This is a genomic window from Roseivirga sp. (genome assembly GCF_034669765.1).
Lineage (GTDB): Bacteria > Bacteroidota > Bacteroidia > Cytophagales > Cyclobacteriaceae > Roseivirga.
Genome location: NZ_JAXMOQ010000002.1, coordinates 119,153 through 142,948 on the forward strand (window position 1 = coordinate 119,153; position 23,796 = coordinate 142,948).

The window sequence follows — 23,796 nt, forward strand, 5'->3', positions numbered from 1 at the left end:
AAGTTGATTCATTTGTCTTAGACCTCACGGTTTTCGGGTTTTCGCCTTATCTTTAAATCAGCAGATAGCTGATTTATTGAATGACGATATGAATGAACTTTTAGATAAGATGTTGGCCAATTCTGGTCTTGAACAAAAGCTAGCAGACGAAATTAGGACTGCAGGCAGACTAAAGAAAGTAAAGGCTGGAGAACTCATTTTCGGCTCAGAGCAAGGAGGAGGGGAAATGCCCATCGTTTTGCAAGGTCTGCTTAAGGTGATGCGTCAAGATGAGGCGCGAAATGAAGTATTCCTTTATTATTTAGAAGGAGGGGAGACTTGTGCTATGTCAATTGCATGTTGTTTGGAAGGGCGAAACACAGGATTTCATGTAATGGCCGAAGAAGACTCTATTGTTTGGATGATTCCGAATAGCTATTTGGATGCTTGGATGATCAAATATTTGAGTTTTAGAAAGTTCGTTTTTAGTTCTTATCAAACTCGTTTTGATGAATTACTTACCACTATTGATAGCGTGGTTTTTCATAACATGGACGAGAGACTTTTGAAATATTTACTGGATACACAACAGGCCACGGGCACTTTCAAAATTCAGAAAACGCACCAGCAAATTGCCAATGAGTTAAACACCTCTAGGGTAGTGGTATCTAGGTTGCTGAAAGGTTTGGAGGCCGATGGTAAAATTGAGCTGCACAGAAACTGTATAGAAATATTGTAAACGAAGATTTATTGATGGAAAAAGGTCAGCAGAGCGAAACAGATAAAAAGGAAAAAGGAAGTTTAAAGTTGGCTATTGTTTTGGTGCTTACACTTGGTTTGGCACCTTACACGCCCGAGCCCCACATTTGGGGTAAAATAAAATGGGTAATGGGAGGAGCGAATGGAATGCAAATCATGGATTACTTTGATTTGGTTTTACATGGTACTCCTTGGGTTTATTTCATTGTGGTACTCATAAAATATTTGAAAAAAAGCTGACAAGAAACAAGGTTAGCACGTAGAAAAATAAGGGAAGAAACATATTAGACTTTATCGCTTTATGGATACCGAAATACTCGCCCGAATACAGTTTGCCTTCACCATTGCTTTCCATTACATCTATCCGCCATTGAGCATAGGCTTGGGCGTCATCCTTGTCATTATGGAAGGAATGTATCTCCGCACTAAAAAGGAGATTTACCATACCATGACCCGTTTTTGGGTCAAAATATTTGCCCTAATTTTCGGTATAGGAGTGGCCACCGGAATTGTGATGGAGTTTGAATTTGGTACCAATTGGGCCACTTATTCCCGCTATGTAGGTGATATTTTCGGGAGCGCACTAGCTGCGGAGGGTCTTTTTGCATTTGCTTTAGAATCAGGCTTTTTAGGCATTCTTCTTTTTGGTTGGAACCGAGTAAAGCCTTGGGTGCATTTCGTTTCAACAATCGGTGTAGCATTTGGCTCCATGTTTTCTGCCGTATGGATTGTGGTAGCGAATAGTTGGCAACAAACTCCTGCAGGGTTCAAAATTGTGGGTGAGGGAATGAAACAGAAAGCAGAAATTACTGATTTCTGGGCCATGGTTTTTAACCCATCTTCTGTCGACCGACTTTCACATGTTTTGATAGGGGCTTTTCTGGCAGGGGCATTTCTGGTGATTAGCGTAAATGCATATTACATACTTAAAGGACGCTATTTAGAAATCGCCAAACCGGCTTTCAAAATTGCTTTGGTGGTAGCGATTGTAGCTTCTTTTGCACAATTGTTCACTGGGCACCGTTCAGCGGAGGGAGTTGCTGAATATCAGCCTGCAAAACTTGCTGCTTTCGAAGGACACTATGATAGTTTGGCCGTTGGCGATATGTACCTCTTTGGTTGGGTTGATCACGACAACAAAGAGGTTACGGGGTTGAAGATACCTAAATTTCTCACCTTCCTTATCCATCAAGATTTCACCACGCCCATCAAAGGCTTAGACTATTTTCCTGAAGATGAAATCCCAGGGCAGGTGAATGCGGTTTTTCAGTTTTACCATATTATGATTGCCATAGGTATGGTGCTGATTGGCCTGAGCATTCTATCCATTTACCTCTGGTGGAAGGGTAAACTGTTTCAATACAGGTGGTTTTTAATGTTGATGGCTTGGGCGGTGTTTCTTCCGCAAATTGCCAATCAGGTGGGCTGGTTTGCCGCAGAAATGGGTAGGCAACCTTGGGTAGTATATGGCTTACTGAGAACCGATGAAGCTTTTTCTCAGGCAGTAACTGCTAATCAAATCTTATTTACGCTGATACTTTTCTTCTTCGTTTACGCGCTTCTGTTTGTACTCTTTATCTATCTGCTCAATAAGAAAATTAAGCACGGGCCTTATGATGATCGTATGGAAGATGATAGACCAAAGCAATCTGAACAAGTAGCTAACTTTTAAGCGTTATGGAAACATTTTTAGGTATAGAATATACAACTTGGTGGTTTTTGATTTTGGGTGCGACAGTAACCGGTTATGCGATTCTCGATGGTTTCGACATGGGCGTAGGAGCCATCCACTTGTTCTTTAAAAAAGAGGAAAGCAGAAGGCTAGCGATTAATGCAATAGGTCCAGTTTGGGACGGAAACGAAGTATGGCTTGTAATTACAGGAGGAGTACTTTTTGCTGCTTTTCCTCCAGTATATGCCACGCTTTTTTCAGGGCTATACATTCCTTTAATGCTCTTTTTAGTGATGATTATTTTCAGGGCCGTTTCGATTGAATTTAGAGGAAAAGAAAAAATGGCTTGGTGGCGAAAAACCTGGGACATTTCATTCAGTATCTCTAGTACAGTGATGGCGATTGCTTTGGGGATGGTAATTGGCAATGTACTGCAAGGAATGCCCATAGGAGCGGATGGTGAATTTAGTAGAGAAACGGGCTTCTCATTCATCAACCCTTTTAGCGCATTAACTGGAGTGACTTCTCTGTCCCTATTTATGCTTCATGGTGCGCTGTATTTAGGTATGAAAACAGAAGGCCGCCTTTATGCACGGTTGACCATAATTATTAAGAACACCACTATCTTCTTTGTGCTTAGTTTGTTGCACCTCACTTTTTATACTTTGTTGTATGTGCCTCACCTTACAGAAAAATTGAAAGAAGCAGAATGGCTCTTTATATTGCCTGCTTGTTTGGTATTGCTGGTGGCAAATATTACCCGACTCGTATCGAAGAAAAAGTATAAATGGGCATTTGCATCCTCATCCGGAGTCATTGCTTCGCTTTTGTTATTGGTGGCCTTTGAGCTTTTTCCAGTCATGTTATTCTCTTCGATTAACCCAGACTACAGTTTAACTCTGATGAATTCCACGGCTTCGGAAAAGTCTTTAAGTATTATGCTCATCATTGCCATGATTGCTATTCCGCTTATTGCCATTTATACATTTTTCGTTTTCTGGACATTCCGTGGGAAAGTAAAGATTGACGACCATAGCTATTAAACTAGGTGTTTGGGAGTGCTAGGCCAGGTTCTGTAACAAATGTAACTAAGCCTAACGCCCCAAGGTTGTACTTTTGTCTAGTAGAAAATAAGCACTAAATAAAACAAGAAGAAATGAATATTGAAGAACTAATAAATCAGGGTAATGCCAGTATTGTGGATGTACGTTCACCAGAAGAATTTCAAGGTGGGCATGCAGCTAATTCAGTGAATATTCCTTTGCAGGAAGTTCCTCAAAGAATAGAAGAGCTTAAAGCCATGAAAGGTCCATTGGTATTGTGTTGTGCTTCTGGAAATCGTAGTGGACAAGCAGAGCAATTTCTATCAGGTTATGGCATTCAATGTTATAATGGTGGCAGTTGGTTTGATGTGAATTATGTTCAGTCTAAAAACGCTTAAGTTTTATGTTAGATAGTTTAAAAAGATTGTTCGGTTTAGGTCCAAAAGTGGATTTTAAGGAACTTGTTCAGCAGGGAGCTGTTGTTCTAGATGTACGCTCGAAGGGCGAATTTGCAGGCGGACATATCAAAGGATCGATGAATATTTCAGTTGATACTTTGGGTTCGAACCTAAGTAGGTTGAAGAACAAAGATAAGCCTATAATCACCTGTTGTGCTTCGGGAATGAGAAGTGCTTCGGCCAAGAATATTTTAAAATCCAATGGTTATACACAAGTGTATAACGGTGGGGGTTGGTCAAGTCTTCAGTACAAAATTAGATAGACATTAAACTAAGGAATTATGGATGACACAAATGCAATCGGTATTGAAAGTGTAAAGGCTGAAATACTAGCAAAAAGACTGAATGAGTTATTGGCAAATTATTCAATTTTTTATCAAAACACTCGTGGTGCGCATTGGAACATTAAAGGCGAGAAGTTTTTTGAGCTCCATATAAAATTTGAAGAGCTTTACAATGACTTAATACTTAAGATTGATGAGTTGGCAGAAAGAATCTTGACCTTAGGCTATACGCCTGAGCACAATTATTCAAAGTATGCGGTAGGCTCATCTATCAAAGAAAGCAGCGAAGTAACCAATGGGGTAAGGGCAGTAGAAAATATTCTGAACTCTTTCAAAATGGTTATCATGTTACAGCGCCAAATTTTAGATTTATCGGCTGACGCCAATGACGAAGGAACAAACGCATTGATGAGTGATTACATTCGGGAGCAAGAGAAACTCGTTTGGATGTATTCTTCCTTTCTGAATAGATAAGAATAGCGTTTTCAGATATTAAAAGACTCCCTTAAGCAATTGCTTTAAGGGAGTCTTTTTTGTTTAGCCTATACTATTGGTAAGGTTGAGAAGTTTTGGATGGCGACCTGTCCTAATAGGCTTCGTTCAACTTGAAAGTGAGCTCGATTGACTTTTGAACAATTATGAATACAAGAAGTAGTGAGTATTCTTAATCTTACAATACATTAAAATGATGAGAAATGAGCCTCTTCTATTCTTAGTGAAATTGACTTAGTAATATTTCTTCTTCAACCAAAAAGAAACCCGAACCAATAGAATCAGGGCAGGTACTTCTACCAGAGGCCCAACAACTCCAGCGAAAGCTTGTCCTGAATTAAGTCCGAAGACAGCAATGGCTACTGCTATGGCCAGCTCGAAGTTGTTTCCAGCAGCCGTGAACGAAATTGCTGCATTCTTATCGTATTCGGCTCCCATGGCTTTACTGAAAAAGAAACCTATGATAAACATGAGTGTAAAATAGATCAGTAATGGAACAGCAATCACCAAAACGTCCATAGGAATCTCAACGATCAATTCACCTTTGAGCGAGAACATTACCACGATGGTAAAGAGCAAGGCAATTAGGGTCATGGGCGAAATGGTGGGGATAAACTTGGTAGTATACCAATGCTCACCCTTAAGCTTCACCAAGATAAGTCGGCTTAACATTCCAGCTAAAAAGGGGATGCCCAAATAGATGGCAACACTTTCTGCAATGGTTACAATCGAAATGTCGACAATCGCACCTTCGAAACCGAAGTAGGGTGGAAGCACGGTAATGAAGAGCCATGCGTAAAAGCTATAAGCAAACACTTGGAAGATGCTGTTCAAGGCCACTAAACCAGCACCGTATTCGCTACTGCCTTCGGCCAAATCGTTCCAAACCAACACCATAGCGATACACCTGGCCAAACCAATCAGAATTAGACCAACCATGTATTCAGGGTAATCCTGAAGAAAAGTAATGGCCAAAATGAACATCAAAACCGGCCCGATTATCCAGTTTAAAATCAAGGATATTGAAAGGATTTTGACGTTTTTAAAAACCTTAGGAAGCAGTCCGTAATTCACTTTCGCCAATGGCGGATACATCATTAGAATCAGCCCTATGGCAATTGGGATATTGGTCGATCCACTGCTATAAGAATTGATTACTTCCGGAATGGAGGGAATAAAATAGCCCAATGCTACTCCTAGTCCCATGGCAATAAAAATCCAAAGGGTAAGGTAACTGTCTAGAAAGCCTAGTTTTTTTGGTTGACTCATGATTTTTTGATTTGAGAGAAAATGTAGAACATCTCTGTGGCTATTTGTCGACTGCGCTCTGCATATTTGGCGGCCTCTTCTGAAGTACCATCATACAGTTTTGGGTCGTCATACTTTACGGGAATTCGTTTTTCTGCCCCAGCAATAAACGGGCAATTGGCATCAGCATCTGAGCAAGTCATAATCGCTGCAAAATCCTCAGCTGGATTGATGGCATCATCAAATTTTTTGGAGAACATGGCCAGAGGAGCATGATTTTCTGAAAAAGTAAGTTTCACCTTAGGGTTGGTTTCTCCTTCCATTTCTACTTTAAACCCACTGTTGATCAACGCATTGATAGCACTTTCATTAAAGGCGGTAACTTCTACACCGCCAGAAAAACTGTCAATATCAATTTCAAAATAAACCGACATGGCTTTTGCCCAAGCTTGCGTTAGTTGACTTCTGCGCGAGTTGTGGGTACAAATGAAGTTGAGTTGTGCTGCTTCATTATGATCATGCTTTTCTTGAATGTAGTAAAGCAAGGGTTGAAGAACGGCTTTTCGTTCACCTGAAATTTGATTTACCGATATTGAAGAAATGAATTCCTCAATATTCGGTAGGAGTGATGTGTTGGGATTGCTCATGATTAGGTTGATTTATGGATTAGCAGCACCCTCCGCCTGGCGTACATGCTCCAGCAGTTTGAACTTCGCTTAATTTAACTTTTGGCTTTTCGGGAGGAATACCACATTTATCCATCGCTAAGCAAGCGGTTTGCTTATTGGTCAATAGGAAGTTGGTGCCATTAAAATCAAGGCCATATTTACCAATCGTAGCGCCTTGATGCTCTACTTCAATTTCTAAATCCTTCAAGCCAAGAATTCTCTCTGACAGCTCAATAATATGAACTAGTTTTTCTGGGTGAAGTCTGTGATCATAATCATTGGCTTCCCACAATTGGAAATTAGCTACTTCTTCATTTCTTACAGTGCCACCACAGTCAATGAAATGTTTGCTGACTTGTCCGACTTCGGTAACGTGAAAGTGACTCGGTACTAAGCTGCCATCAGGCAATTCGAAAGCGATTTGATTCAATGTGCTAAGATGATTTTTGATTTCTGAGATTTTCATAATATTATTTATTGCAATGTTACGATTAATAGAAACTATTTTTTAGCAACACCCGTCAGGGGTATCGAAGTTTGGGTTTAAAAACTGACTGAATAATTGCTGCATGTTTGCCCAAGCTTCTTGGTCAATACAATAGCAAACGCTCGTTCCTTCCACATTTCCTTTGATCAAGCCCAAGTTTTTGAGTTCTTTCAAATGCTGAGAAATGGTAGGTTGCGCCAAGCCAATTTCTTCCACCAAATCACCACAAACACAAGTGTTCATTTTAAAAAGATGTTGAAGAATAGCTACCCTGGCCGGATGACCAAAGGCTTTCGCAATCATGGAAATCCTGTTTTGCTCTTCAGTAAATATTTCAGACTTAGTAACGCCCATGCTTTATTATTTATTCATTGCAATATTACGATAGAGTTTTGGTTTCACAATGGGTTCTTGCTTTATTTTTAAACACAGCTCGCTGATTGCACTAATTCCCCCTAAGAAAAAGGGGGCTAGGGGTATTAGTGAGCGATTATAACAATTGCTCTTTTGGTCGAAACTCTATTCACCCATAACTCTTAACCAATCTACCAATAACTACCTCCTAGTCCATTCCTCCTTCAAATACCTAAAGGCATTTTCAAGTGCTTCTTTGGCTGGGGTAGGCTCAAAACCCAATTCTGTCTTGGCTTTACTGATATCGTAATCCAGCTTTAAACCATAGAACATATCGAGGTAGTGACGCTGCAATAAAGGTTCTTTTCCAGTGATTTTACTCATTAGCTCCATTCCGCCCGCAACCATATAGAGTAAGAACTTCGGTACTTTCTTGGGGATCCTGAGTTTCAGTTCTGGGTATAGTTTGGCTGCAATTTGAACCGATTCTTTCACAGTAGTGTGCTTTTCATTAGCCAAGGTATACCTTTCGCCATCTCTGCCTTTTGACATGGCATAGTAGCTTCCGAGCGCTACATCTTTCACATCAATCCAGTTCAGTGAAATATTGGTTTCTACGGGAACATCACCTTGAAGAATTTGCCATACCAATCTGTTGCTATAGTTCAGTCTGTGGGCTTTGCTGCCAATCATGGCGGAAGGTAAGACCAACACCGTCCTGATTCCGTATTCTTTTCCCAACGAAAGCGCCAATTTATCCGAATCGTTTTTTGACTTGTAATACCAGCTGCTGCGGTCGTTATTATAGCCGTTTTTCTCTTGTGCTGGAAGAATTGAATAGTTTAATGCCGCTATTGAACTGATATAGAGAATGTTTTTAACGCCAGCTTTAGCAGCGGCTTCAAATAGGTTTCTTGTGCCCGTAACATTATTCTCGTAGACTTCTTTTTGCGGATTTTTCGACCACATTTCGAAAGTAGCACCTACGGCATAGAGATAAGTGACGCCTTCAAATGCCTTCACTAGCGAGCCCTTGTCCATCAAATCGGCATGTTGTACTTCGCAGCCTAGTTGATTTAAAGCATCTGCCTTTTTCAGATTTCTAAGTGTGGCGCGAACTGTATGTCCTTTGGAAAGCAGAAGACGAGTCAGGTTGTAGCCCAAATGGCCGTTCGCTCCAGTAACGAGAGAGAGTTCTTTGTTCATGAATTTAAGCGTAGAAAAGTTAGAAATGACATAAGCTGTTCTTCAACCATTGCCACCTAAAGCGAAAAAATAGACCAATTGTTTTAGGTTGAAAAACTGTTTTCCAACTGGTGGCAAAACTATGAATTTAAACCATGGGGTCATGCTTTCTCTGCCATAAACCGTGTCTAGTCTCGGAATTTTTATCGAGTTTTGCGCTGTGCTGTCAGGTTGATGGTATGATTTAAGTCAATTGCTTGAAAGATCTACTTCTTATTACGCCTCCATTTACCCAGCTGAATACGCCTTATCCGGCCACGGCTTACCTCAAGGGTTTTCTAAATACCAAGTCGATTTCTTCCTTTCAAATGGACTTGGGAATTGAAGTGATTCTGGAATTATTCTCGAAGGAAAGCCTTCAGTATTTATTTTCTTATGCTGAAGAAAACGACCGAATCAATACTGAAAATTCGGAACGAATTTATGCGCTGAGGGAAGAATACCTAAATACGATAGAAGGAGTAATATCCTTTCTACAAGACAAGAATCAAACTTTCGCTCGTCAGATATGCTCAGAGTCCTTTTTGCCAGAAGCGGCTAGATTCGAGCAAGTATATGATTTAGATTGGGCTTTTGGAGCTATGGGCATGCAAGACCGCGCAAAGCATTTAGCGACTTTGTATCTGGAAGATATCTCTGATTTCATTATTGATTGTATTGATGAGAATTTTGGGTTCAGTCGCTATGCGGAAAGGCTGGGGCAAAGTGCCAATGCATTCGATGAACTGTATAAACAACTACAGACTCCGCTCACTTATGTCGATCAAATCACCATCAAAATTCTGGAAGAAAGACTGAAAACACATCAACCTAAATTGGTTTGTATTTCTGTGCCTTTCCCTGGTAACCTGTACAGCGCTTTCCGCTGTGCACAGTTCATCAAGGCCAATTATCCAGCGATGAAAGTTTCGATGGGTGGTGGTTTTCCCAATACCGAATTGAGAACGGTGAAGGACGTGCGCGTTTTTGACTTCTTCGATTACATTACGCTAGACGATGGCGAACTACCGATTGCGCTTTTAACTTCTAATGTGCTTAATCCGAAACCTGAAAATCCAGACTTCAATATCTTTAAAAGAACTTTTCTGAAGGGAAATGGGGAAGTGGTGTATAACGACAGCTCCATTCAAAACGATTTTCCACAGAGCCAATTGGGCACGCCTGATTATTCAGACCTAATGCTCGATAAATACATTTCGGTGATTGAGATTGCCAACCCAATGCACAGCCTGTGGAGTGATGGGCGATGGAATAAGCTCACCATGGCACATGGTTGCTATTGGGGGAAATGCACTTTCTGTGATATTTCCCTCGATTATATCAAGCGTTACGAGCCACTCACCGCTAAACTTTTGGTGGACCGGGTGGAAGAATTGATTGCACAAACAGGGGAGAGGGGATTTCATTTTGTGGATGAAGCGGCACCGCCAGCTTTAATGCGCGAAATGGCGATTGAGATTATCAGACGCAAGCTGACCATTACTTGGTGGACGAACATCCGCTTTGAAAAGAGCTTTACAGCGGACCTTTGTGCATTACTGAAAGCTTCGGGTTGTATCGCTATTTCAGGTGGTTTGGAAGTAGCTTCAGACCGACTTTTGGCGCTGATTGATAAAGGCGTAACGGTGGAACAAGTAGCGGCCGTTACCCGAAACTTCACAGAAACGGGTATTATGGTGCATTCCTACCTAATGTATGGTTACCCAAGTCAAACCGTGCAAGAAACGATTGACAGTCTTGAAATGGTGCGTCAGATGTTTGAATTAGGAATTATTCAGTCTGGTTTTTGGCATCAGTTTGCATTGACAGCCCACAGTCCCGTTGGGCTCAATCCTTCTGAATACGGAATTACACCCAACTATGAGTCGATATCATTTGCCAATAACGATGTGATGTTCAAGGACAAAACTGGCGTAGACCATGAGCAATTTAGCTTTGGTCTAAAGAAGTCGCTTTTCAATTTTATGCATGGCATTGGTTTCGAAATGCCGCTGCAAGAGTGGTTCGAGTTTAAAATTCCAAAAACGAAAATCAAGCGAGACTTCATCATCAACAGTTTAGAAAATGAGCCAATATTAGTCACCAGACCCACCGCTAAAATTGTGTGGTTAGGTGGGGCTCCTTTGGTGTCTTTTCAGGCCAAAACTAAAAAGGGAGTAACCAGAGAAAGGGCACAGCTCACCTTTTTCACCAAACGAGAAAGTTTCGACATCACCACTGAGGGCGAAAAAGCAGAATGGCTTATTCACATCCTAGAGCAGCTGAAAATTGGAGATGAACCTCTGCTCACTTATGCCCAAATCAAAGCCGACTACGAAAGCCATTTCGAAGATTTCGAACTCTTTTGGATATCTAAACCCATCAATACGCTCAGAGAACAGGGTTTATTGGTGTTGTAGTTTTTCTACCTTTCGTTTTCTTCAAAGCTGGTAACCAAGTCAAGAATATCTCTCCACAAATGATTGGTACAAATGAAAAGAAGTACTCATTTACAGTTCTACCAAATGTTGGATCGTCTATTTGCCCGAATAAAAAGTCTAATGGAACAATTCCCCCTATTCTTACCGCTACGAATGACAGCACACAGATGTAGCTTCTAACCATGAATTGTTGATGGGCTTTAATGTTTTTGTTTTTTATACACCACCAAGCTGAAAATGTAGTGAAGAGAACCAAAATAGCTAAAATGAAAAGCGAAACCCGACAGGTTACACATGTGCTTATTAATGATAATCGAAGGGCAGATAACCCTGCAATGAAAGCTCCAATGATATATATTTTACCTGAAAGCCTGTGAAAGGTCACATATTTGGTTCTAAGCCATTTTGAAAATTGGAATGGCCCTAACAATAGGGCTAAGGTGCCACCAATTAGGTGTGTACTTACCCAAAGTGGATTACTGGTATAACTGTCACTTCTATATCCTGTGAAATAAACACCTACATTTTCGATAAAAAAATATATGGATAAACCAATGATGATTATCCATGAAATGAAGGATAGGTATCGTTCAACTTGTTTCATTTAGTACAAAGGTTTTGGTTGTTTGTCATTAAGCGCCAGCGCTTTGGAAGGCAAGTGAAGTTAAGAATACTTTTTGGCTTATTGATAGCGTAAGTTTATGCTAAGCGACACGGTAGCCTTGACTTGTGAAGTGTGAAACCTCGAAGACAAGGAGTCTATGGGAAAACCTCAAAATGGGGCTTTATTATTTGAAAAGTGCATAGAGTAACACAAAGGTTTAATATCTCGTCCCTACAGGACTTCTATATGATCTGGGTTCTGTTTTCCGAAGGGCTGCGCCCTTCGTTTTGATATTTCGCCCTTTCAGGGCTGAGGATATTAAAATGCTTTGCCATTAATGACCCGAGTGAGTTAATATTATTTTGCGCAAATAAGAATAGACCGCACAATAAGCCCCAACGGGGCGAAATATCATAGGAATGGGTGTAACCCATTCCTTATCAGTAAATGAATAACTAAGCCCTGAAGGGGCGAGATAACTTTAGTTCCTTCGCTTCTCATCTGCTAAAGATCCTGCGAACGGTACCCCTCAGGACCAAAAGGAGAGTGCAAATAGCATGCTTTTCAGTCATCCCTGTAGGCTCCGAGAAGTTCGGGTTTTTTCAGTAACACAGAGAGTGTTGATTTGGGTAATATATTCTTTAACCGCAAAGAGGTGGTTCTATAGCCCACGGTTTAAACCGTGGGCTATTTGTATAAATTTATTTGTACAATGGTTTTAACCATTTTGGCGGACAGAGTCCTTGATTAATCAGCAGAATTTGTGATAGGGGGCTATGGTAAGACAGCCTTAAACATTAAACACTAAACTCTCCAACATCCTCTTAAACTCACTTTGGTAATCGGCTTTAAGACGAATTTTTTCACCAGAAACCGGATGTTCAAACTCTATTTCAATGGCATGGAGCAGCATTTCGGTTAAATTCCATTTTTCTAGAAAGAGCTTGTTCTGTTTGTTGCAGCCATGAGGGCGGTCACCAATAATGGGATGTAGGATGTGCGCAAAATGTTTTCGGATTTGATGCATTCGGCCAGTTTCTGGATATACCTCTACTAAAGAATAACGTGAGGTGGTATGCTTACCAAAAGCTACGGGCACTTCTGTGCGTTCTAAGGTTTTGTAGCGTGTAATGGCCTCTTGCGTTTTGCCTTTGTCGTTGGTCAGTGGGTAATCAATAATGCCTTCATCTTCGGTATAACCTCGAACAATAGCGTGATATACTTTGTGAACCGTTCTGTTTTCAAACTGAGACTGTAAATGGGTGAGACTTTCAGGGTTTAGCGCAAACAAGAGAATGCCTGAAGTTTTCCTATCTAATCTATGGACAGGAGAGACCTTCTGCCCAATTTGGTTTCTGAGTTCTTGTACGGCAAAAACATTGGTATTGGTAGCAATAGGAGACCGATGCACGAGCAAGCCATTGGGTTTATTAATGGCCACTATCTCTTCATCTTGATAAAGGATTTCGAGTGGTGTAGAATCGTGGGTGTCTTGAATAACTTCTTCCATATAATAAAGCCTGAACCTGTCAGTAAATTGGTTTCAAACTGAATGATGGAAAGGTATTCTAAAGCCTATTTAATTCAAATTTTAAGCCTTTCTATTTTGTCTGCGGGGTCAGTTTCTTCTTTTTTGGTAAAGATGTACATCCAAAGTATTCGAGATAATTTGTAGTTGGGGAAAATGAAAATCAAGATTACAGCGATAATGACCGCCATTATACCATCTACTGAAAGATCCAGGTTGAATATTTGTATGATCACAAAAGTTGCCAATGCTTCAGCCATGGTAATTCCGTAACTCATAAACATGGCACCATAGAAATAGCCCGGCTCACGCTCAAACTTATAGTTGCAATGGGGGCAGTTGTCGTGCATTACTGGCCCTTTTAGTTTGAGTATGTTTCCATTGGTGATAAAAACTTTCCCCGTTTCGCATTTTGGGCATTTACCTTTCCTCAGTGCGTTGAATCTACTCATAGGTTACTAATTATGCCACAAAGTTATGGTTTACTATTAAAATGGACTGTTACAAAGAGTGCTATTAATAGGATAATAAAGACATTTTTACAAAATTGAAATATGGAAAACATCCCTGTACTACATCTCGATCAATTTTTGCTCAGTCAAGGAAATGGCGTGTATGTGAATGATTTGAAGAAGCACCTTGTTGATCACCATAGCGTGATTTTTCTTCCTCACAAGCATGATTTCTACTTAAATGTATTGTTTACAGAAGGTTCTGGGGTTCATGAAATAGACTTTCAGAGTTATAAAGTGGAGCCTGGTAGTTTTTTCGTTTTAAGCCCAGGTCAAATGCATCAATGGAAGCTTTCGGATGATGTCAAAGGGTATGTTTTTTCTCATTCTAAGGAGTTTTATCTGCTCAGAGATAATCAATTTGAATTGGACAGATTTCCCTTTTTCTATTCGAATCAAAATACGCCTGAAATTATTTTAGATCCTGAAACGCTGGCATCCTTGGTTGGAATTTGTCAATCCATGCTGGATGAATTTCATGAGGAGAAGGAGCATAAATCGTTAAGAATTCATGCACTGATTACCTTGGTTTATGTGGCTTTAACCCGTGCTTATCATCCTTCGAGTAATAAGGTGGAAGGAATTTCTCGGTATGGCAGCACAATCAAGACCTTCGAGCAACTGGTGGAAGCGCAGTTTTTGTATCGAAAGTCACCTTCGGAATATGCGGAATTACTCAATGTTTCACTAAAACATTTAAACCGGATCTGTAATCAAGTACTTGGGATATCCGTTAGTCAAGTGATTACGGGGCGTGTGTTGCTGGAGTCTAAGCGCTTGCTCATGTTCAAGGATTTGAGCATTGCTGAAATCGCAAATGAGCTAGGTTATACCGATTATTCCTATTTTTCCAGACTGTTCAAAAAGAACACAGGACAGACCCCTCAAGAATTTAGAAAGAGCTATATGACTTAAAAGTACCTGTGGCTAAAACTAGTCTATTCTCGCGCTTTGTAAAGTGAATTCGGGGGTTTCTACAACGTTACTGCGGTTTAATGCCCTGTCTTGGATTTGGAAAACTATCTTAATTGTGTCAGTTCTAAAGACAGGAAGAAAAAGCCCTGATTTCATATCGTACTTAATTACACCTTCAATGGGACCAGCGTTTTTGGATACTGCTGAGCATGCATCATCTTCATTTGAAAGGCAGGGGATTCGACTATCGAAAGGGATTTCGCCACACAACGTGATTCCATTGGCTGATTCTGGTATTCTTCGAAAATTCAACTCTTGATATGTGCCATTCTTTTTTACAAAAAAATCAATGAAGAAATTGAAACGGTCTTCATTCAACTCTATTCTTAGGGTATCTGTTACCGTACCATTGCCATTTAAATCAAGGCCATTATCTCCTTCGCCAGCTTCTCTAATATAATCTACGCAGGTAAAGGGAGGGTCTTCAGGCCTTTCTCCAAATTTAACAATCGCTCCATTAGGGTATGTGATAAAGTCGTAATCGGGTCCAGTATCTCCTCCATCAATGCCGATGTCGCCATCACCATCCGAAATATTGAAAGACAGGCTCAGTTGACCAGTTCTAATTTCAACACCAGCCGATCCTATCACTTCCACTATTTCTTTGAACTCGACTTTATTAAAGCCGATTGAAGGTTCTAAGGGTAACTCTGGCGGTCTGTTGCAGGCCAATACAAGCCCGAATAGCGCAATCGAAAGAATGATTTTATAATGTTTTTGAAAACTTAACTCCATCAGCTTTTATAACTCAATACAATTATAGGCATATTTGCCCTAATGCTCTACCAAGGGCCGACTGATTAACGAATGGATACTGCGAAAAGTTTATATGAGCGAATTTTTTATGTCGATGAAAACTCATTTGAATCACTGGCATTGAATATTTTCAGACTTCAGCACAAAACGAATCCTATTTATCGTGATTTTGTGAACCATCTGGGGGTAGCCACTGAGCTGGTGACTAAACTTGAACAGATTCCTTTTTTGCCCATTGAGTTTTTTAAAGTCCATACCATCAAATCAGGCGATTGGCAATCCGATATTTGTTATGAAAGCAGTGGGACTACCGGGCAAACTACCAGTAAACATTGGGTCGCTAATGACGAGTTCTATTTAAAAATAGCAACTCAAATCTTCACTAAAACCTATGGTGAAGTAAAGGATTATACGGTTTTGGCCCTGCTGCCTTCTTATTTAGAAAGGAGTAATTCTAGTCTTGTGGCCATGGCCAATAGATTTATTGACATTTCGGAAGATCCATCTTCTGGCTTCTTCCTTAATAATTCACAAGAACTTTACGATACACTTTTAAAGTGTAAAGCAGAAGGCAGAAAGACGATTTTATTAGGTGTTACTTTTGGCTTGCTTGATTTTGTTGAGCAATACCAAATGAATTTCCCCGAACTGATTGTGATGGAAACGGGTGGAATGAAGGGCAGGAGGGAAGAGCTGGTAAGAGACGAGGTACACGAAATGTTAAAGTCTGGTTTTGGGGTACATAATATTCATTCAGAGTATGGAATGACTGAATTATTATCGCAGGGCTACTCTCAAGGAAAAGGAATCTTTCGCTGTGGTTATACCATGAAAATTCTCACTAGAGACATCAATGATCCGCTTACAGTAACGAATCAAGTGCGCAGCGGTGGTATAAACGTAGTCGATTTGGCTAATCTACACAGTTGCTCTTTTATTGAAACCAAAGATTTAGGCAAGGTGTATTCTGATGGTAGTTTTGAGGTTTTGGGTAGAATCGATAACTCAGATGTTCGCGGATGTAACTTAATGGTGGGTTGAAATATTATCTACTTCAACCCGTTTTGATTGAAAGTTGAGATTTTACTATTGAAACCATTGGAATTTTTTAAATTTGCCATTTCAAAATTGAGTAATGAAGAAATTTAAGTTATTAGCCCTTTTGTTAGTCGTATTAATTATGGGCATATCGTCTTGTACCCAACATGCGTGCCCAGCCTACACTAAGGCGGATGTAGAGTATAATAAAGACGTGAAGAAAGCCCGTTTCTGATTAGATCAGATACTTTTTCACATCTTCGTCACCAATAACATCACCAGCCATAATGATCAATCGTTCGGTTACATTGCGTAATTCTCGTATGTTTCCTGACCAATCGTATTTCTGAAGTTCTTCAATAGCGCTATCTTCGATCGCCTTCTTTTTATTGCCGTATTCGTTGGCAATGTCTTGCAGAAATTTATCTACCAAAAGCGGAATATCTTCTTTTCGGTCTTTTAAGGCCGGTACGGCAATTAGAATAACACCCAACCTGTGGTATAAATCTTCACGGAAACGGCCTTCAGCAATTTCCTTTTTCAAGTCTTTGTTCGTGGCCGCCAAAACACGAACATTTACATTAATGTCCTTATCACCGCCTACACGGGTGATTCTATGTTCCTGTAAAGCCCTCAATACTTTGGCTTGTGCCGAAAGGCTCATGTCTCCAATTTCGTCCAGAAAAAGTGTGCCGTCATTGGCTTGTTCAAATTTACCAATACGCTGTTTGATGGCAGAAGTAAAAGACCCTTTTTCGTGGCCAAATAATTCACTTTCAATGAGTTCAGAAGGAATTGCAGCGCAGTTGACTTCTACAAATGGCGCTTTTGCACGATTGCTTCTTTCATGAACTCCATGGGCCACCAATTCTTTACCTGTTCCATTTGGACCAGTAATTAAAACACGGGCATCGGTAGGGCCTACCTTGTCCATCATTTCAATAATGTCTTTCAAAGCGGAAGATTCTCCCACCATTTCATACTTTTTGGAAAGTCGCTTTTTGAGGGTTTTGGTCTCCGTTACTAAAGATGATTTCTCCAGTGCGTTTTTTACGGTAAGCAAAAGTCGGTTTAAATCTGGCGGCTTAGGAACAAAGTCAAAGGCACCCATTTTTGTAGCGTCCACAGCAGTTTCTATGGTCCCATGTGCCGAAATCATAATGAACTGGGTGTCAATACCTGCCATTTGAACACGTTCCAAAAGCTCAATACCGTCCATTTTAGGCATTTTAACATCGCAAAGGGCAATGTCGTATTTGTCCGCAATCAGTTTTTCTAAACCCTCTTGGCCATCTTTGGCTTCATCGATGGTGTAGTTTTCGTATTCAAGAATTTCGCGCAGGGTGCTGCGGATACTTTGTTCGTCATCGATGATTAGAATCTTGGCCATTTTGTGATGGGTTAGTATTTTTGAAAAATTACATTGGACATTCTTCGTGCCAACAATAAGCGAAATTAATGTTTCTGCTTAGAACTCAAATGGAATTATATGCGGATTGCTAATATAAACCCAAAGAAGAAAAAAAGATACAAGCCGATAAGCCGGGTTCTGTTCCTCAACTAGGTCAAGGCCCTTATCATTTATCTAGCCCCGTCATTACTGGCGGGGTCCATCTGCCTACCCTCCTGCATTGGGCGGGAACCCTCAAAAGCAGGTATATGTGACATTTCACCGCATAGAGTTTACCTGGTTTCACTACAGCATTACCTGTACATACTTTCTGTTGCACTTGTCCTCTCCGCCTTCGCTAACGCTTCGGTGGATGACGGCCGTTAGCCGCTATGCTTCCCTATGGTGCCCGGACTTTCCTCTCCGATTTCGATTACTCTAGTCGCAGCGATAAGGTGGCTTGTATCAGCTGCAAAGGTAGGGAAACAATGATGTTTAATACAGTGATCATTAGAATGAAATTACAAAAGTGTTTGCATCTGAAATTTCTTTTTCATATTGTTGCAGTGTACTAGTTGTCTAATACACTAAAATATGATCTCAGTCAAAAACTTATCATTTCATTACGTCAAGAAAAAGGTGCTATTTCATGAACTCAATCTTGAGTTGGGTCAAGGGAATATTGTTGGCTTATTGGGGAAGAATGGAGCGGGCAAGACAAGCCTTATTAAAATACTCACGGGCTTGCTTTATCCTAAAGTTGGCGAATGTCAAATGCTGGGGGAGACTCCTTCAAAACGTAGTCCTCAGTTTTTAAGCAATGTTTATTTTCTGCCCGAAGAAATTGAAGAGTCTAACCTTCGAATGGACAAGCATGTGGCCCTCTATGCGCCATTCTATCCCAAGTTCGATCATGAGGCATTTGCTTCAAACATGACCAGTTTCGGGATCGATCCATCTGAGAACCTTAAAAACTTATCCTACGGCCAGAAAAAGCAGTTCTACATTTCATTCGGTTTGGCTACGGGTTGTTCGCTATTGGTCTTTGATGAACCCACCAACGGACTGGATATTCCTTCGAAAAGCGTATTCCGAAAACTGGTGGCCTCCAGCATGACCGATGACAAACTTATTCTTATTTCTACCCATCAAGTCCGTGATTTGGGGAACTTGATTGATAGGGTTTTAGTGCTTAATAATGGCGCTATTATTTTCAATAAGAGCACAGAAGACATTTCTAACCAATACGACTTTGTGTCCACTGATGCCGTTCCAGATTCTACCCAATGGCTCTACCATGAAAGGGGAGTAGGCAACGGAAAGGCCATTGTTCCGTCACAAGGGAATCTGGAATCTAAAATTGATTTAGAGTTACTCTTTTCTGGCATTGTTGCTCATCCCGAAAAATTCAAAACAACAACTCATGAATAATTCAACGATTAGTCTACAAAGGTTGACCAGCCTAGTAAAGCTTACACTTCACCTCAACCTGAAACGAATGCTCTATACTGCCTGCATTGGTTTGGGCTTTGCCATATTATTTATAGTGATATACTGGAATATGGATGTTTACTACAATGATATGGTCTTCAGTCTACATGAATACTTGTTTGTTCTGTCACTCTATATTTCAGGCTTTATTTTCACTGGTAGTAGCTTTATTCGATTTCGCTCTAAGCAAGGAACTATTGATTACTTAATGATTCCGGCCAGTAATTCAGAGAAGTTTAGTAGCGAGGTTTTACTTACCACTTTGGTTTATCCATTGTTCTTTTTACTAAGCTATTGGCTGTTTTCAGTTATCGTGAATGGTGTTTTGAATAATATTTCTCAGGCCTTTTTTATGCCTTTTAGTTTCAACATAGCACCCTATGGTTTAGGCTTAATGGTTTACTTTTTCATTCAAACCATATTGCTGTTTGCTGCTGTCACTTTCCAAAAGACTCCTTTAATGAAAATAATATTGTGGGCGTTATTGGTTGCGGCCGTGATAGCTCTAATATTCTACGTTGCTTGGTTGAATTTTGATTACTCAAAAGGAACAGATGAATTAGCCATGAATAAACTTTTTTACAGCTCGGTAGTGTACAATTGGCATTTCTTAACCATTCCCGTGGGGGTAGTTTTTTCACTACTAGTGTTTTTGAAACTCAAGGAAAAAGAAGCTTAAGATGGAATTCGAAGATAACAAATCCATATTCCTTCAAATTGCTGATATTATGCTTTCTATGATTATCAGGAAGCAATGGAAAGAAGACGAAAGAATTCCTTCTGTACGAGACTTGGCGGTGGAGTTGGAGGTAAACCCGAATACTGTAATGCGCTCTTATACCCACCTCCAGGAATCAGAAATTATTTACAACAAAAGGGGGGTTGGGTATTTTGTAGAAAAAAATGGTTATGCTAAGGCCAAGGGCTTGAAGAAAGCTGAATTCTTGACCCAAGACTTACCACAAATTTTTGAGAAAATGGATGTATTGGACATGTCCATTGATGAAATAGTTGAATTGTTTAACAACCGAAAATCATAATTATGAAGGCGTCTAAATTGGTACTCACTATTTTCTTTGGGTTTATTTTTATTACGGTTGCTTACTTGTGCTTCTACATGCTTTCCACAAATCATAATAGAGGAACGAAAGATGAAGTTCGTTATGATTCTTTTGAAACTCCTTTCAAACACTTGGTGGTAGAAGATGGCTGGCGCCTATCTGCCTTTATTGGTGATGACCCTGTGTTGTTTGATGATCTACACTGGTTTACAACTGATTCAGTTAAGATCAAGGAGGTTGAGGCCAAATTGGCCTCAAACGGAATGCTGATGACACAGTATTACCCTGTTTACGATGACAAAGAGCTTCTAAGTAGAATTGAGATTAAAAATGACACTTTGTTCTTTAGGAAAGTGAAAAGGATAACGTCATCTATTCGAACGATCAGGTTGAATTTGGTTGGTTTGAGCAGTGTGAAGGTTTCAGGAAAAAGTTCGGTTTCAATGTATTCTAAAAAGAGGTATACTGAAAAGAACTACTCTGATGAGAAGTCTTTTAATTTGGGACGTTTTACAATAAACACTAGTGATCAATCATCAGCAAGTGCTAATCGATTAGTTTTTGATCAACTAACGGTACGGTCGCAGGATTTCTCTCAGGTGAGTCTAGAATATATGTTCCTTAATTTCCCTCAAGGGATAAAGGAGGTGCCACTTAATTCTGATGTTGAACTTTCAGACAATGCCACATTGAGAATTCGTCAGAAGGAAATCCTTTTAACTAAATATAAAATTAGTGACGAAGCTGTAATTCATTACCCAAACAAATCAATTGAAACGGTTTATGGTAAAAAGGATTCTAGGTACCTGATTGAACTCAATAAGCAAACCAATGCATCTTCGACTTCTTTGAATTAAACTCGAATGCGGGGGCAGGAATGTGAAAACCATCTAAGATAAAGAGCAGTGTTTTGAGCCATTTTTTATCAGTTTCAATGTAAGAAAGGTCTAAATCTATGCCCAAGTAAAGTTGACGGTAGCTGTCAAAACCAGCTTGGTCGTTTTGGACAACTCTGGCGCGAATCATGTCTTCCGCCCCATAACCAACGGCCAAGTTGAGCCATTTTGGAAAATTAGATTGCTTTGAAAAAGCATGAATATCTATACTGAACCAATAGGTTTGACCATTGTAATCCTTAAAGAGTTCTTCGGCCAAACCATTGCCTAAAAGATTTCGGCTTTGCTGTGCCAAGGCTGTTCGGTGAAAGGAGAACTTAGGTTTTATGCGTTGCTCGTTCCAAAGTAAATCCTGCCCAAGGAAGAAGGCAGAACCAGCTGTGTTGGCAATCATGTCGCCATAAGAAAAACCAAAATCAGGTGAAAACCCGTCCAATATTTCGATAGGAATGAGTAATCCAGCTCCGGCCACACTAGACCAAAAGGCTGCCTTTTTCTCTTCAACGCCTGCCCATTGCAAAAGTCCATCGCCAATGCGCGAAAACTGATAGGTGGAATAGAAATGCCCAAATTTATCTACCTGATGCCATTCAGCATTGTCATTGAAAAATTTGAATCTTTCCAAGCCTTGCTCTTTATACCACACCTGACTGAGCCCGATTAATGTAGCTCCGTAAGTAACTCCACTTACCGTCAGAATAGTGTTTAGCCGTTTATTTGGGATACTGTCATTTTGGAAAGCGTGCGCTTTTGCCGTGAGCAGAAATGAAAGTAGGAAAAGGGCAGTCAAGCGCATGGGGCAAAGGTAAAACGATTAGGTATTCTTTTGGAGTGATTTTTAAAATTTAGACCCTTCTCCGAAGTCTCGGAGTCAGGGAAAGAAAACGGTCTTGTTCAGGTATTCCAATCTAAGCATTAGCGCTCTTCTTTTTCGAAAAGAAAAGCACTTTCAACAGGCCTAGGTTTACTGCGATAATGAGGAGTAAAGCAGGTAAGCCACCTAAATTGGAGAGCATTTTTATGCCGTCAATTCCAGCCATACTTACCATGGTAAAGGCCACGGCTCCAATGGTCAATCCCCATACCACCTTAATGAAAATTGGTGGGGAAGGAGTTTCAGGCGAAATACCCGTTGAGCTGATCCCACCCATGGCTTCGGTGTTCGAGTCTGCTGCGGTGACATACGAAAGGAATGCCGTGAATAGAAACACTGAAGCCACAATATTACTCCAAGGTAATTCTTCAAACACCCGATAAATGATGGATTCTGGCCCTGCTGTTTCCAATAACTTACCCAAGCCGATGCCTTGATTGATTTGCATATCGATGGCTGTTCCGCTAAAAATGGACATCCAAATCACGCCAAACAGGCTGGGTAAAATCCAGTTGACAATCATGAATTGTTTTACTGTATAGCCATAACTTAATCTCCCAAGAAAGAGCGCGGTAATGGGTGCCCAAGCCAACCAGTTGGCCCAGTTGAATGATGTCCAGCTTTTTGGCCAAGGGTCATCAGGATGAAGCACTGAAATAAGGCTGAATTCTGGCAGGTTTTGAAAGTACAGCCCCAATGACTTAATGCTCTGAACCAATATACTTCCCGTAGGGCCAAACACGAAAATGAAAATGGCCAAAATGATAAAGATTCGAATGTTAATATCCGACAAAACTCTTATGCCCTTCATTAAACCTGTAATGGCAGAAATGACAAAGGCAGCCACAATGGTCAGGGTAATGATGAATAACACCGTGTTGGATTGATAACCAAAAAGACTGTTAATTCCCCCAGAAAGGGTGAGAATTCCAGCGCCCAATGAGGCTGCCATGCCCGCTACTAAAGCATACAGGCAAATGCTATCAATACCAATGCCCAACCATTTATGCCGGTTTGGGCCTATAAAAGGGTAGAGGGTAGACTTTAGGCTAAAGGCTCTTTTTTCGTTATAAAAAGCCAGCGCGAACATGATGGCCGGAATGGTGTAAATGGCATAAGGGGTAAACGTCCAGTGCAAATACATTACAGACAATGCATAACTGCCTGCTGCTGGAGTATTGGCTTCAACACCACTAAAACTGGGCGGTGACATTACATGGAAGATGGGTTCAGCTGTTCCCCAAAATATAATGCCCGTGGCAATGGTAGTGCAGATGACGATTGAAAACCATCGCCATTTGGTGAGCAAAGGTTTGGCACCTTCTCCGCCAATTCTTCTTTTTGAAATGGGGTGAAAACAGATTATCAGGCAGGTGAGGAGCATCATTAAGGTGCCCAAGCTGAAAAGCCAACCAAACTTATCGAGAATGAAATTATTGATGTTGGTGGTGGTTGCCAGGAAATGCTCCACATCTACTAGGCTATATATGAGCGCCACCAAAAGCAGAATAAACGGTGGCCAAAACACCTGATGTCTAAAGCTTTTAAAGAGGGATTTTATG

At 40.5% G+C, this 23,796-nt stretch carries 26 protein-coding genes and 1 other RNA gene; 14 read left to right on the forward strand and 13 right to left on the reverse strand.

The genetic code is table 11. From position 1 onward, the window contains the following. Nucleotides 1–88 precede the first annotated feature (88 nt). The 7 genes from VOI17_RS03520 (at nucleotide 89) to VOI17_RS03550 (ending at nucleotide 4,669) form a co-directional block, all read left to right on the forward strand. A complete protein-coding gene (locus VOI17_RS03520) occupies nucleotides 89–718 on the forward strand; it encodes a Crp/Fnr family transcriptional regulator (RefSeq protein WP_323755859.1) in 630 nt (209 codons plus the stop codon). Nucleotides 719–732: 14 nt separating this feature from the next. After that, a complete protein-coding gene (locus tag VOI17_RS03525) occupies nucleotides 733–978 on the forward strand; it encodes a hypothetical protein (protein ID WP_323755860.1) in 246 nt (81 codons plus the stop codon). Between the two features lie 61 nt (nucleotides 979–1,039). Then, nucleotides 1,040–2,410, forward strand: coding sequence for a cytochrome ubiquinol oxidase subunit I (locus tag VOI17_RS03530; protein WP_323755861.1), 1,371 nt, complete (start codon nucleotides 1,040–1,042; stop codon nucleotides 2,408–2,410). Between the two features lie 5 nt (nucleotides 2,411–2,415). Further along, nucleotides 2,416–3,453, forward strand: a complete 1,038-nt coding sequence (gene cydB / locus VOI17_RS03535; protein WP_323755862.1) for a cytochrome d ubiquinol oxidase subunit II — start codon at nucleotides 2,416–2,418, stop codon at nucleotides 3,451–3,453. A 113-nt stretch (nucleotides 3,454–3,566) separates the two neighbouring features. Further along, complete coding sequence (locus VOI17_RS03540) at nucleotides 3,567–3,851, forward strand: rhodanese-like domain-containing protein (RefSeq protein ID WP_323755863.1); 285 nt, start codon at nucleotides 3,567–3,569, stop codon at nucleotides 3,849–3,851. 5 nt (nucleotides 3,852–3,856) lie between these two features. Continuing rightward, nucleotides 3,857–4,174: a rhodanese-like domain-containing protein gene (locus tag VOI17_RS03545; RefSeq protein WP_323755864.1), complete on the forward strand. Its 318-nt coding sequence runs from the start codon at nucleotides 3,857–3,859 to the stop codon at nucleotides 4,172–4,174. Nucleotides 4,175–4,192: 18 nt separating this feature from the next. After that, a complete protein-coding gene (locus VOI17_RS03550; protein ID WP_323755865.1) occupies nucleotides 4,193–4,669 on the forward strand; it encodes a Dps family protein in 477 nt (158 codons plus the stop codon). A gap of 252 nt (nucleotides 4,670–4,921) precedes the next feature. Here the strand turns inward: VOI17_RS03550 and arsB are convergent, their stop codons facing one another. From arsB to VOI17_RS03575, 5 genes are all read right to left on the reverse strand, one after another. Beyond that, nucleotides 4,922–5,956: an ACR3 family arsenite efflux transporter gene (arsB, locus tag VOI17_RS03555; protein ID WP_323755866.1), complete on the reverse strand. Its 1,035-nt coding sequence runs from the start codon at nucleotides 5,954–5,956 to the stop codon at nucleotides 4,922–4,924. After that, nucleotides 5,953–6,582, reverse strand: a complete 630-nt coding sequence (locus tag VOI17_RS03560) for a protein-tyrosine-phosphatase (RefSeq protein ID WP_323755867.1) — start codon at nucleotides 6,580–6,582, stop codon at nucleotides 5,953–5,955. The genes arsB and VOI17_RS03560 overlap by 4 nt, the downstream gene beginning before the upstream one ends. A gap of 19 nt (nucleotides 6,583–6,601) precedes the next feature. Continuing rightward, nucleotides 6,602–7,069, reverse strand: a complete 468-nt coding sequence (locus VOI17_RS03565; RefSeq protein WP_323755868.1) for a DUF6428 family protein — start codon at nucleotides 7,067–7,069, stop codon at nucleotides 6,602–6,604. 42 nt (nucleotides 7,070–7,111) lie between these two features. Then, entirely contained in the window at nucleotides 7,112–7,444 is a 333-nt protein-coding gene (locus VOI17_RS03570) for a metalloregulator ArsR/SmtB family transcription factor (protein ID WP_323755869.1), read from the reverse strand. Between the two features lie 201 nt (nucleotides 7,445–7,645). After that, on the reverse strand, nucleotides 7,646–8,650 hold the full coding sequence (locus VOI17_RS03575) for an NAD-dependent epimerase/dehydratase family protein (RefSeq protein ID WP_323755870.1): 1,005 nt from the start codon (nucleotides 8,648–8,650) through the stop codon (nucleotides 7,646–7,648). Nucleotides 8,651–8,886: 236 nt separating this feature from the next. Between VOI17_RS03575 and VOI17_RS03580 the strand changes: the two genes are divergently transcribed. After that, nucleotides 8,887–11,088, forward strand: a complete 2,202-nt coding sequence (locus VOI17_RS03580; protein ID WP_323755871.1) for a radical SAM protein — start codon at nucleotides 8,887–8,889, stop codon at nucleotides 11,086–11,088. Here the strand turns inward: VOI17_RS03580 and VOI17_RS03585 are convergent. The 3 genes from VOI17_RS03585 to VOI17_RS03595 form a co-directional block, all read right to left on the reverse strand. Continuing rightward, nucleotides 11,060–11,713, reverse strand: a complete 654-nt coding sequence (locus VOI17_RS03585; RefSeq protein ID WP_323755872.1) for a DUF2306 domain-containing protein — start codon at nucleotides 11,711–11,713, stop codon at nucleotides 11,060–11,062. The two genes, VOI17_RS03580 and VOI17_RS03585, sit on opposite strands and share 29 nt — an antisense overlap. Nucleotides 11,714–12,503: 790 nt before the next feature. Further along, nucleotides 12,504–13,223 (reverse strand): pseudouridine synthase, encoded by a 720-nt coding sequence (locus VOI17_RS03590; RefSeq protein ID WP_323755873.1) that lies wholly within the window; start codon nucleotides 13,221–13,223, stop codon nucleotides 12,504–12,506. 74 nt (nucleotides 13,224–13,297) lie between these two features. Further along, nucleotides 13,298–13,693: a hypothetical protein gene (locus VOI17_RS03595; protein ID WP_323755874.1), complete on the reverse strand. Its 396-nt coding sequence runs from the start codon at nucleotides 13,691–13,693 to the stop codon at nucleotides 13,298–13,300. Nucleotides 13,694–13,795: 102 nt separating this feature from the next. On the opposite strand from VOI17_RS03595, the gene VOI17_RS03600 reads away from it, so the two are divergent. Beyond that, nucleotides 13,796–14,668: a helix-turn-helix transcriptional regulator gene (locus VOI17_RS03600; protein WP_323755875.1), complete on the forward strand. Its 873-nt coding sequence runs from the start codon at nucleotides 13,796–13,798 to the stop codon at nucleotides 14,666–14,668. Between the two features lie 18 nt (nucleotides 14,669–14,686). Here VOI17_RS03600 and VOI17_RS03605 read toward each other — a convergent pair whose 3' ends face one another. Beyond that, complete coding sequence (locus VOI17_RS03605; protein WP_323755876.1) at nucleotides 14,687–15,463, reverse strand: hypothetical protein; 777 nt, start codon at nucleotides 15,461–15,463, stop codon at nucleotides 14,687–14,689. Nucleotides 15,464–15,535: 72 nt separating this feature from the next. Here VOI17_RS03605 and VOI17_RS03610 point away from each other — a divergent pair, with 72 nt between their 5' ends. Further along, nucleotides 15,536–16,525 carry an acyl transferase gene (locus VOI17_RS03610; RefSeq protein WP_323755877.1) on the forward strand — a complete coding sequence of 330 codons (990 nt, stop codon included), beginning with the start codon at nucleotides 15,536–15,538 and terminating at the stop codon, nucleotides 16,523–16,525. 232 nt (nucleotides 16,526–16,757) lie between these two features. Here VOI17_RS03610 and VOI17_RS03615 read toward each other — a convergent pair whose 3' ends face one another. Together VOI17_RS03615 and rnpB are read right to left on the reverse strand one after the other, a co-directional pair. After that, nucleotides 16,758–17,912 carry a sigma-54 dependent transcriptional regulator gene (locus VOI17_RS03615; RefSeq protein ID WP_323755878.1) on the reverse strand — a complete coding sequence of 385 codons (1,155 nt, stop codon included), beginning with the start codon at nucleotides 17,910–17,912 and terminating at the stop codon, nucleotides 16,758–16,760. Nucleotides 17,913–18,044: 132 nt separating this feature from the next. Continuing rightward, nucleotides 18,045–18,379, reverse strand: an RNA gene (gene rnpB / locus VOI17_RS03620) — RNase P RNA component class A. A 127-nt stretch (nucleotides 18,380–18,506) separates the two neighbouring features. Between rnpB and VOI17_RS03625 the strand changes: the two genes are divergently transcribed. From VOI17_RS03625 to VOI17_RS03640, 4 genes are read left to right on the forward strand one after another with little or no spacing between them, the layout of a single operon-like run. Next, complete coding sequence (locus VOI17_RS03625) at nucleotides 18,507–19,343, forward strand: ATP-binding cassette domain-containing protein (RefSeq protein WP_323755879.1); 837 nt, start codon at nucleotides 18,507–18,509, stop codon at nucleotides 19,341–19,343. Continuing rightward, a complete protein-coding gene (locus VOI17_RS03630; protein ID WP_323755880.1) occupies nucleotides 19,336–20,082 on the forward strand; it encodes a hypothetical protein in 747 nt (248 codons plus the stop codon). Before VOI17_RS03625 ends, VOI17_RS03630 begins: the two co-directional genes overlap by 8 nt. Before the next feature lies 1 nt (nucleotide 20,083). Continuing rightward, a complete protein-coding gene (locus VOI17_RS03635; protein WP_323755881.1) occupies nucleotides 20,084–20,443 on the forward strand; it encodes a GntR family transcriptional regulator in 360 nt (119 codons plus the stop codon). A 2-nt stretch (nucleotides 20,444–20,445) separates the two neighbouring features. After that, nucleotides 20,446–21,321, forward strand: coding sequence for a hypothetical protein (locus VOI17_RS03640; RefSeq protein WP_323755882.1), 876 nt, complete (start codon nucleotides 20,446–20,448; stop codon nucleotides 21,319–21,321). Here the strand turns inward: VOI17_RS03640 and VOI17_RS03645 are convergent. Together VOI17_RS03645 and VOI17_RS03650 are read right to left on the reverse strand one after the other, a co-directional pair. Further along, a complete protein-coding gene (locus VOI17_RS03645; protein ID WP_323755883.1) occupies nucleotides 21,281–22,156 on the reverse strand; it encodes a DUF2279 domain-containing protein in 876 nt (291 codons plus the stop codon). The two genes, VOI17_RS03640 and VOI17_RS03645, sit on opposite strands and share 41 nt — an antisense overlap. A 112-nt stretch (nucleotides 22,157–22,268) precedes the next feature. Continuing rightward, nucleotides 22,269–23,762 (reverse strand): BCCT family transporter, encoded by a 1,494-nt coding sequence (locus tag VOI17_RS03650; RefSeq protein ID WP_323755884.1) that lies wholly within the window; start codon nucleotides 23,760–23,762, stop codon nucleotides 22,269–22,271. Nucleotides 23,763–23,796: the final 34 nt, after the last annotated feature.

Coding starts and splice junctions, on each gene's coding strand:
- VOI17_RS03565 (WP_323755868.1), bottom strand. CDS start 7,069: ATGAAAATCTCAGAAATCAAAAATCATCTTAGCACATTGAATCAAATC.
- VOI17_RS03545 (WP_323755864.1), top strand. CDS start 3,857: ATGTTAGATAGTTTAAAAAGATTGTTCGGTTTAGGTCCAAAAGTGGAT.
- VOI17_RS03550 (WP_323755865.1), top strand. CDS start 4,193: ATGGATGACACAAATGCAATCGGTATTGAAAGTGTAAAGGCTGAAATA.
- VOI17_RS03595 (WP_323755874.1), bottom strand. CDS start 13,693: ATGAGTAGATTCAACGCACTGAGGAAAGGTAAATGCCCAAAATGCGAA.
- VOI17_RS03600 (WP_323755875.1), top strand. CDS start 13,796: ATGGAAAACATCCCTGTACTACATCTCGATCAATTTTTGCTCAGTCAA.
- VOI17_RS03570 (WP_323755869.1), bottom strand. CDS start 7,444: ATGGGCGTTACTAAGTCTGAAATATTTACTGAAGAGCAAAACAGGATT.
- VOI17_RS03630 (WP_323755880.1), top strand. CDS start 19,336: ATGAATAATTCAACGATTAGTCTACAAAGGTTGACCAGCCTAGTAAAG.
- VOI17_RS03605 (WP_323755876.1), bottom strand. CDS start 15,463: ATGGAGTTAAGTTTTCAAAAACATTATAAAATCATTCTTTCGATTGCG.
- arsB (WP_323755866.1), bottom strand. CDS start 5,956: ATGAGTCAACCAAAAAAACTAGGCTTTCTAGACAGTTACCTTACCCTT.
- VOI17_RS03585 (WP_323755872.1), bottom strand. CDS start 11,713: ATGAAACAAGTTGAACGATACCTATCCTTCATTTCATGGATAATCATC.
- VOI17_RS03520 (WP_323755859.1), top strand. CDS start 89: ATGAATGAACTTTTAGATAAGATGTTGGCCAATTCTGGTCTTGAACAA.
- VOI17_RS03625 (WP_323755879.1), top strand. CDS start 18,507: ATGATCTCAGTCAAAAACTTATCATTTCATTACGTCAAGAAAAAGGTG.
- VOI17_RS03575 (WP_323755870.1), bottom strand. CDS start 8,650: ATGAACAAAGAACTCTCTCTCGTTACTGGAGCGAACGGCCATTTGGGC.
- VOI17_RS03615 (WP_323755878.1), bottom strand. CDS start 17,912: ATGGCCAAGATTCTAATCATCGATGACGAACAAAGTATCCGCAGCACC.
- cydB (WP_323755862.1), top strand. CDS start 2,416: ATGGAAACATTTTTAGGTATAGAATATACAACTTGGTGGTTTTTGATT.
- VOI17_RS03640 (WP_323755882.1), top strand. CDS start 20,446: ATGAAGGCGTCTAAATTGGTACTCACTATTTTCTTTGGGTTTATTTTT.
- VOI17_RS03530 (WP_323755861.1), top strand. CDS start 1,040: ATGGATACCGAAATACTCGCCCGAATACAGTTTGCCTTCACCATTGCT.
- VOI17_RS03560 (WP_323755867.1), bottom strand. CDS start 6,582: ATGAGCAATCCCAACACATCACTCCTACCGAATATTGAGGAATTCATT.
- VOI17_RS03540 (WP_323755863.1), top strand. CDS start 3,567: ATGAATATTGAAGAACTAATAAATCAGGGTAATGCCAGTATTGTGGAT.
- VOI17_RS03635 (WP_323755881.1), top strand. CDS start 20,084: ATGGAATTCGAAGATAACAAATCCATATTCCTTCAAATTGCTGATATT.
- VOI17_RS03645 (WP_323755883.1), bottom strand. CDS start 22,156: ATGCGCTTGACTGCCCTTTTCCTACTTTCATTTCTGCTCACGGCAAAA.
- VOI17_RS03525 (WP_323755860.1), top strand. CDS start 733: ATGGAAAAAGGTCAGCAGAGCGAAACAGATAAAAAGGAAAAAGGAAGT.
- VOI17_RS03610 (WP_323755877.1), top strand. CDS start 15,536: ATGGATACTGCGAAAAGTTTATATGAGCGAATTTTTTATGTCGATGAA.
- VOI17_RS03590 (WP_323755873.1), bottom strand. CDS start 13,223: ATGGAAGAAGTTATTCAAGACACCCACGATTCTACACCACTCGAAATC.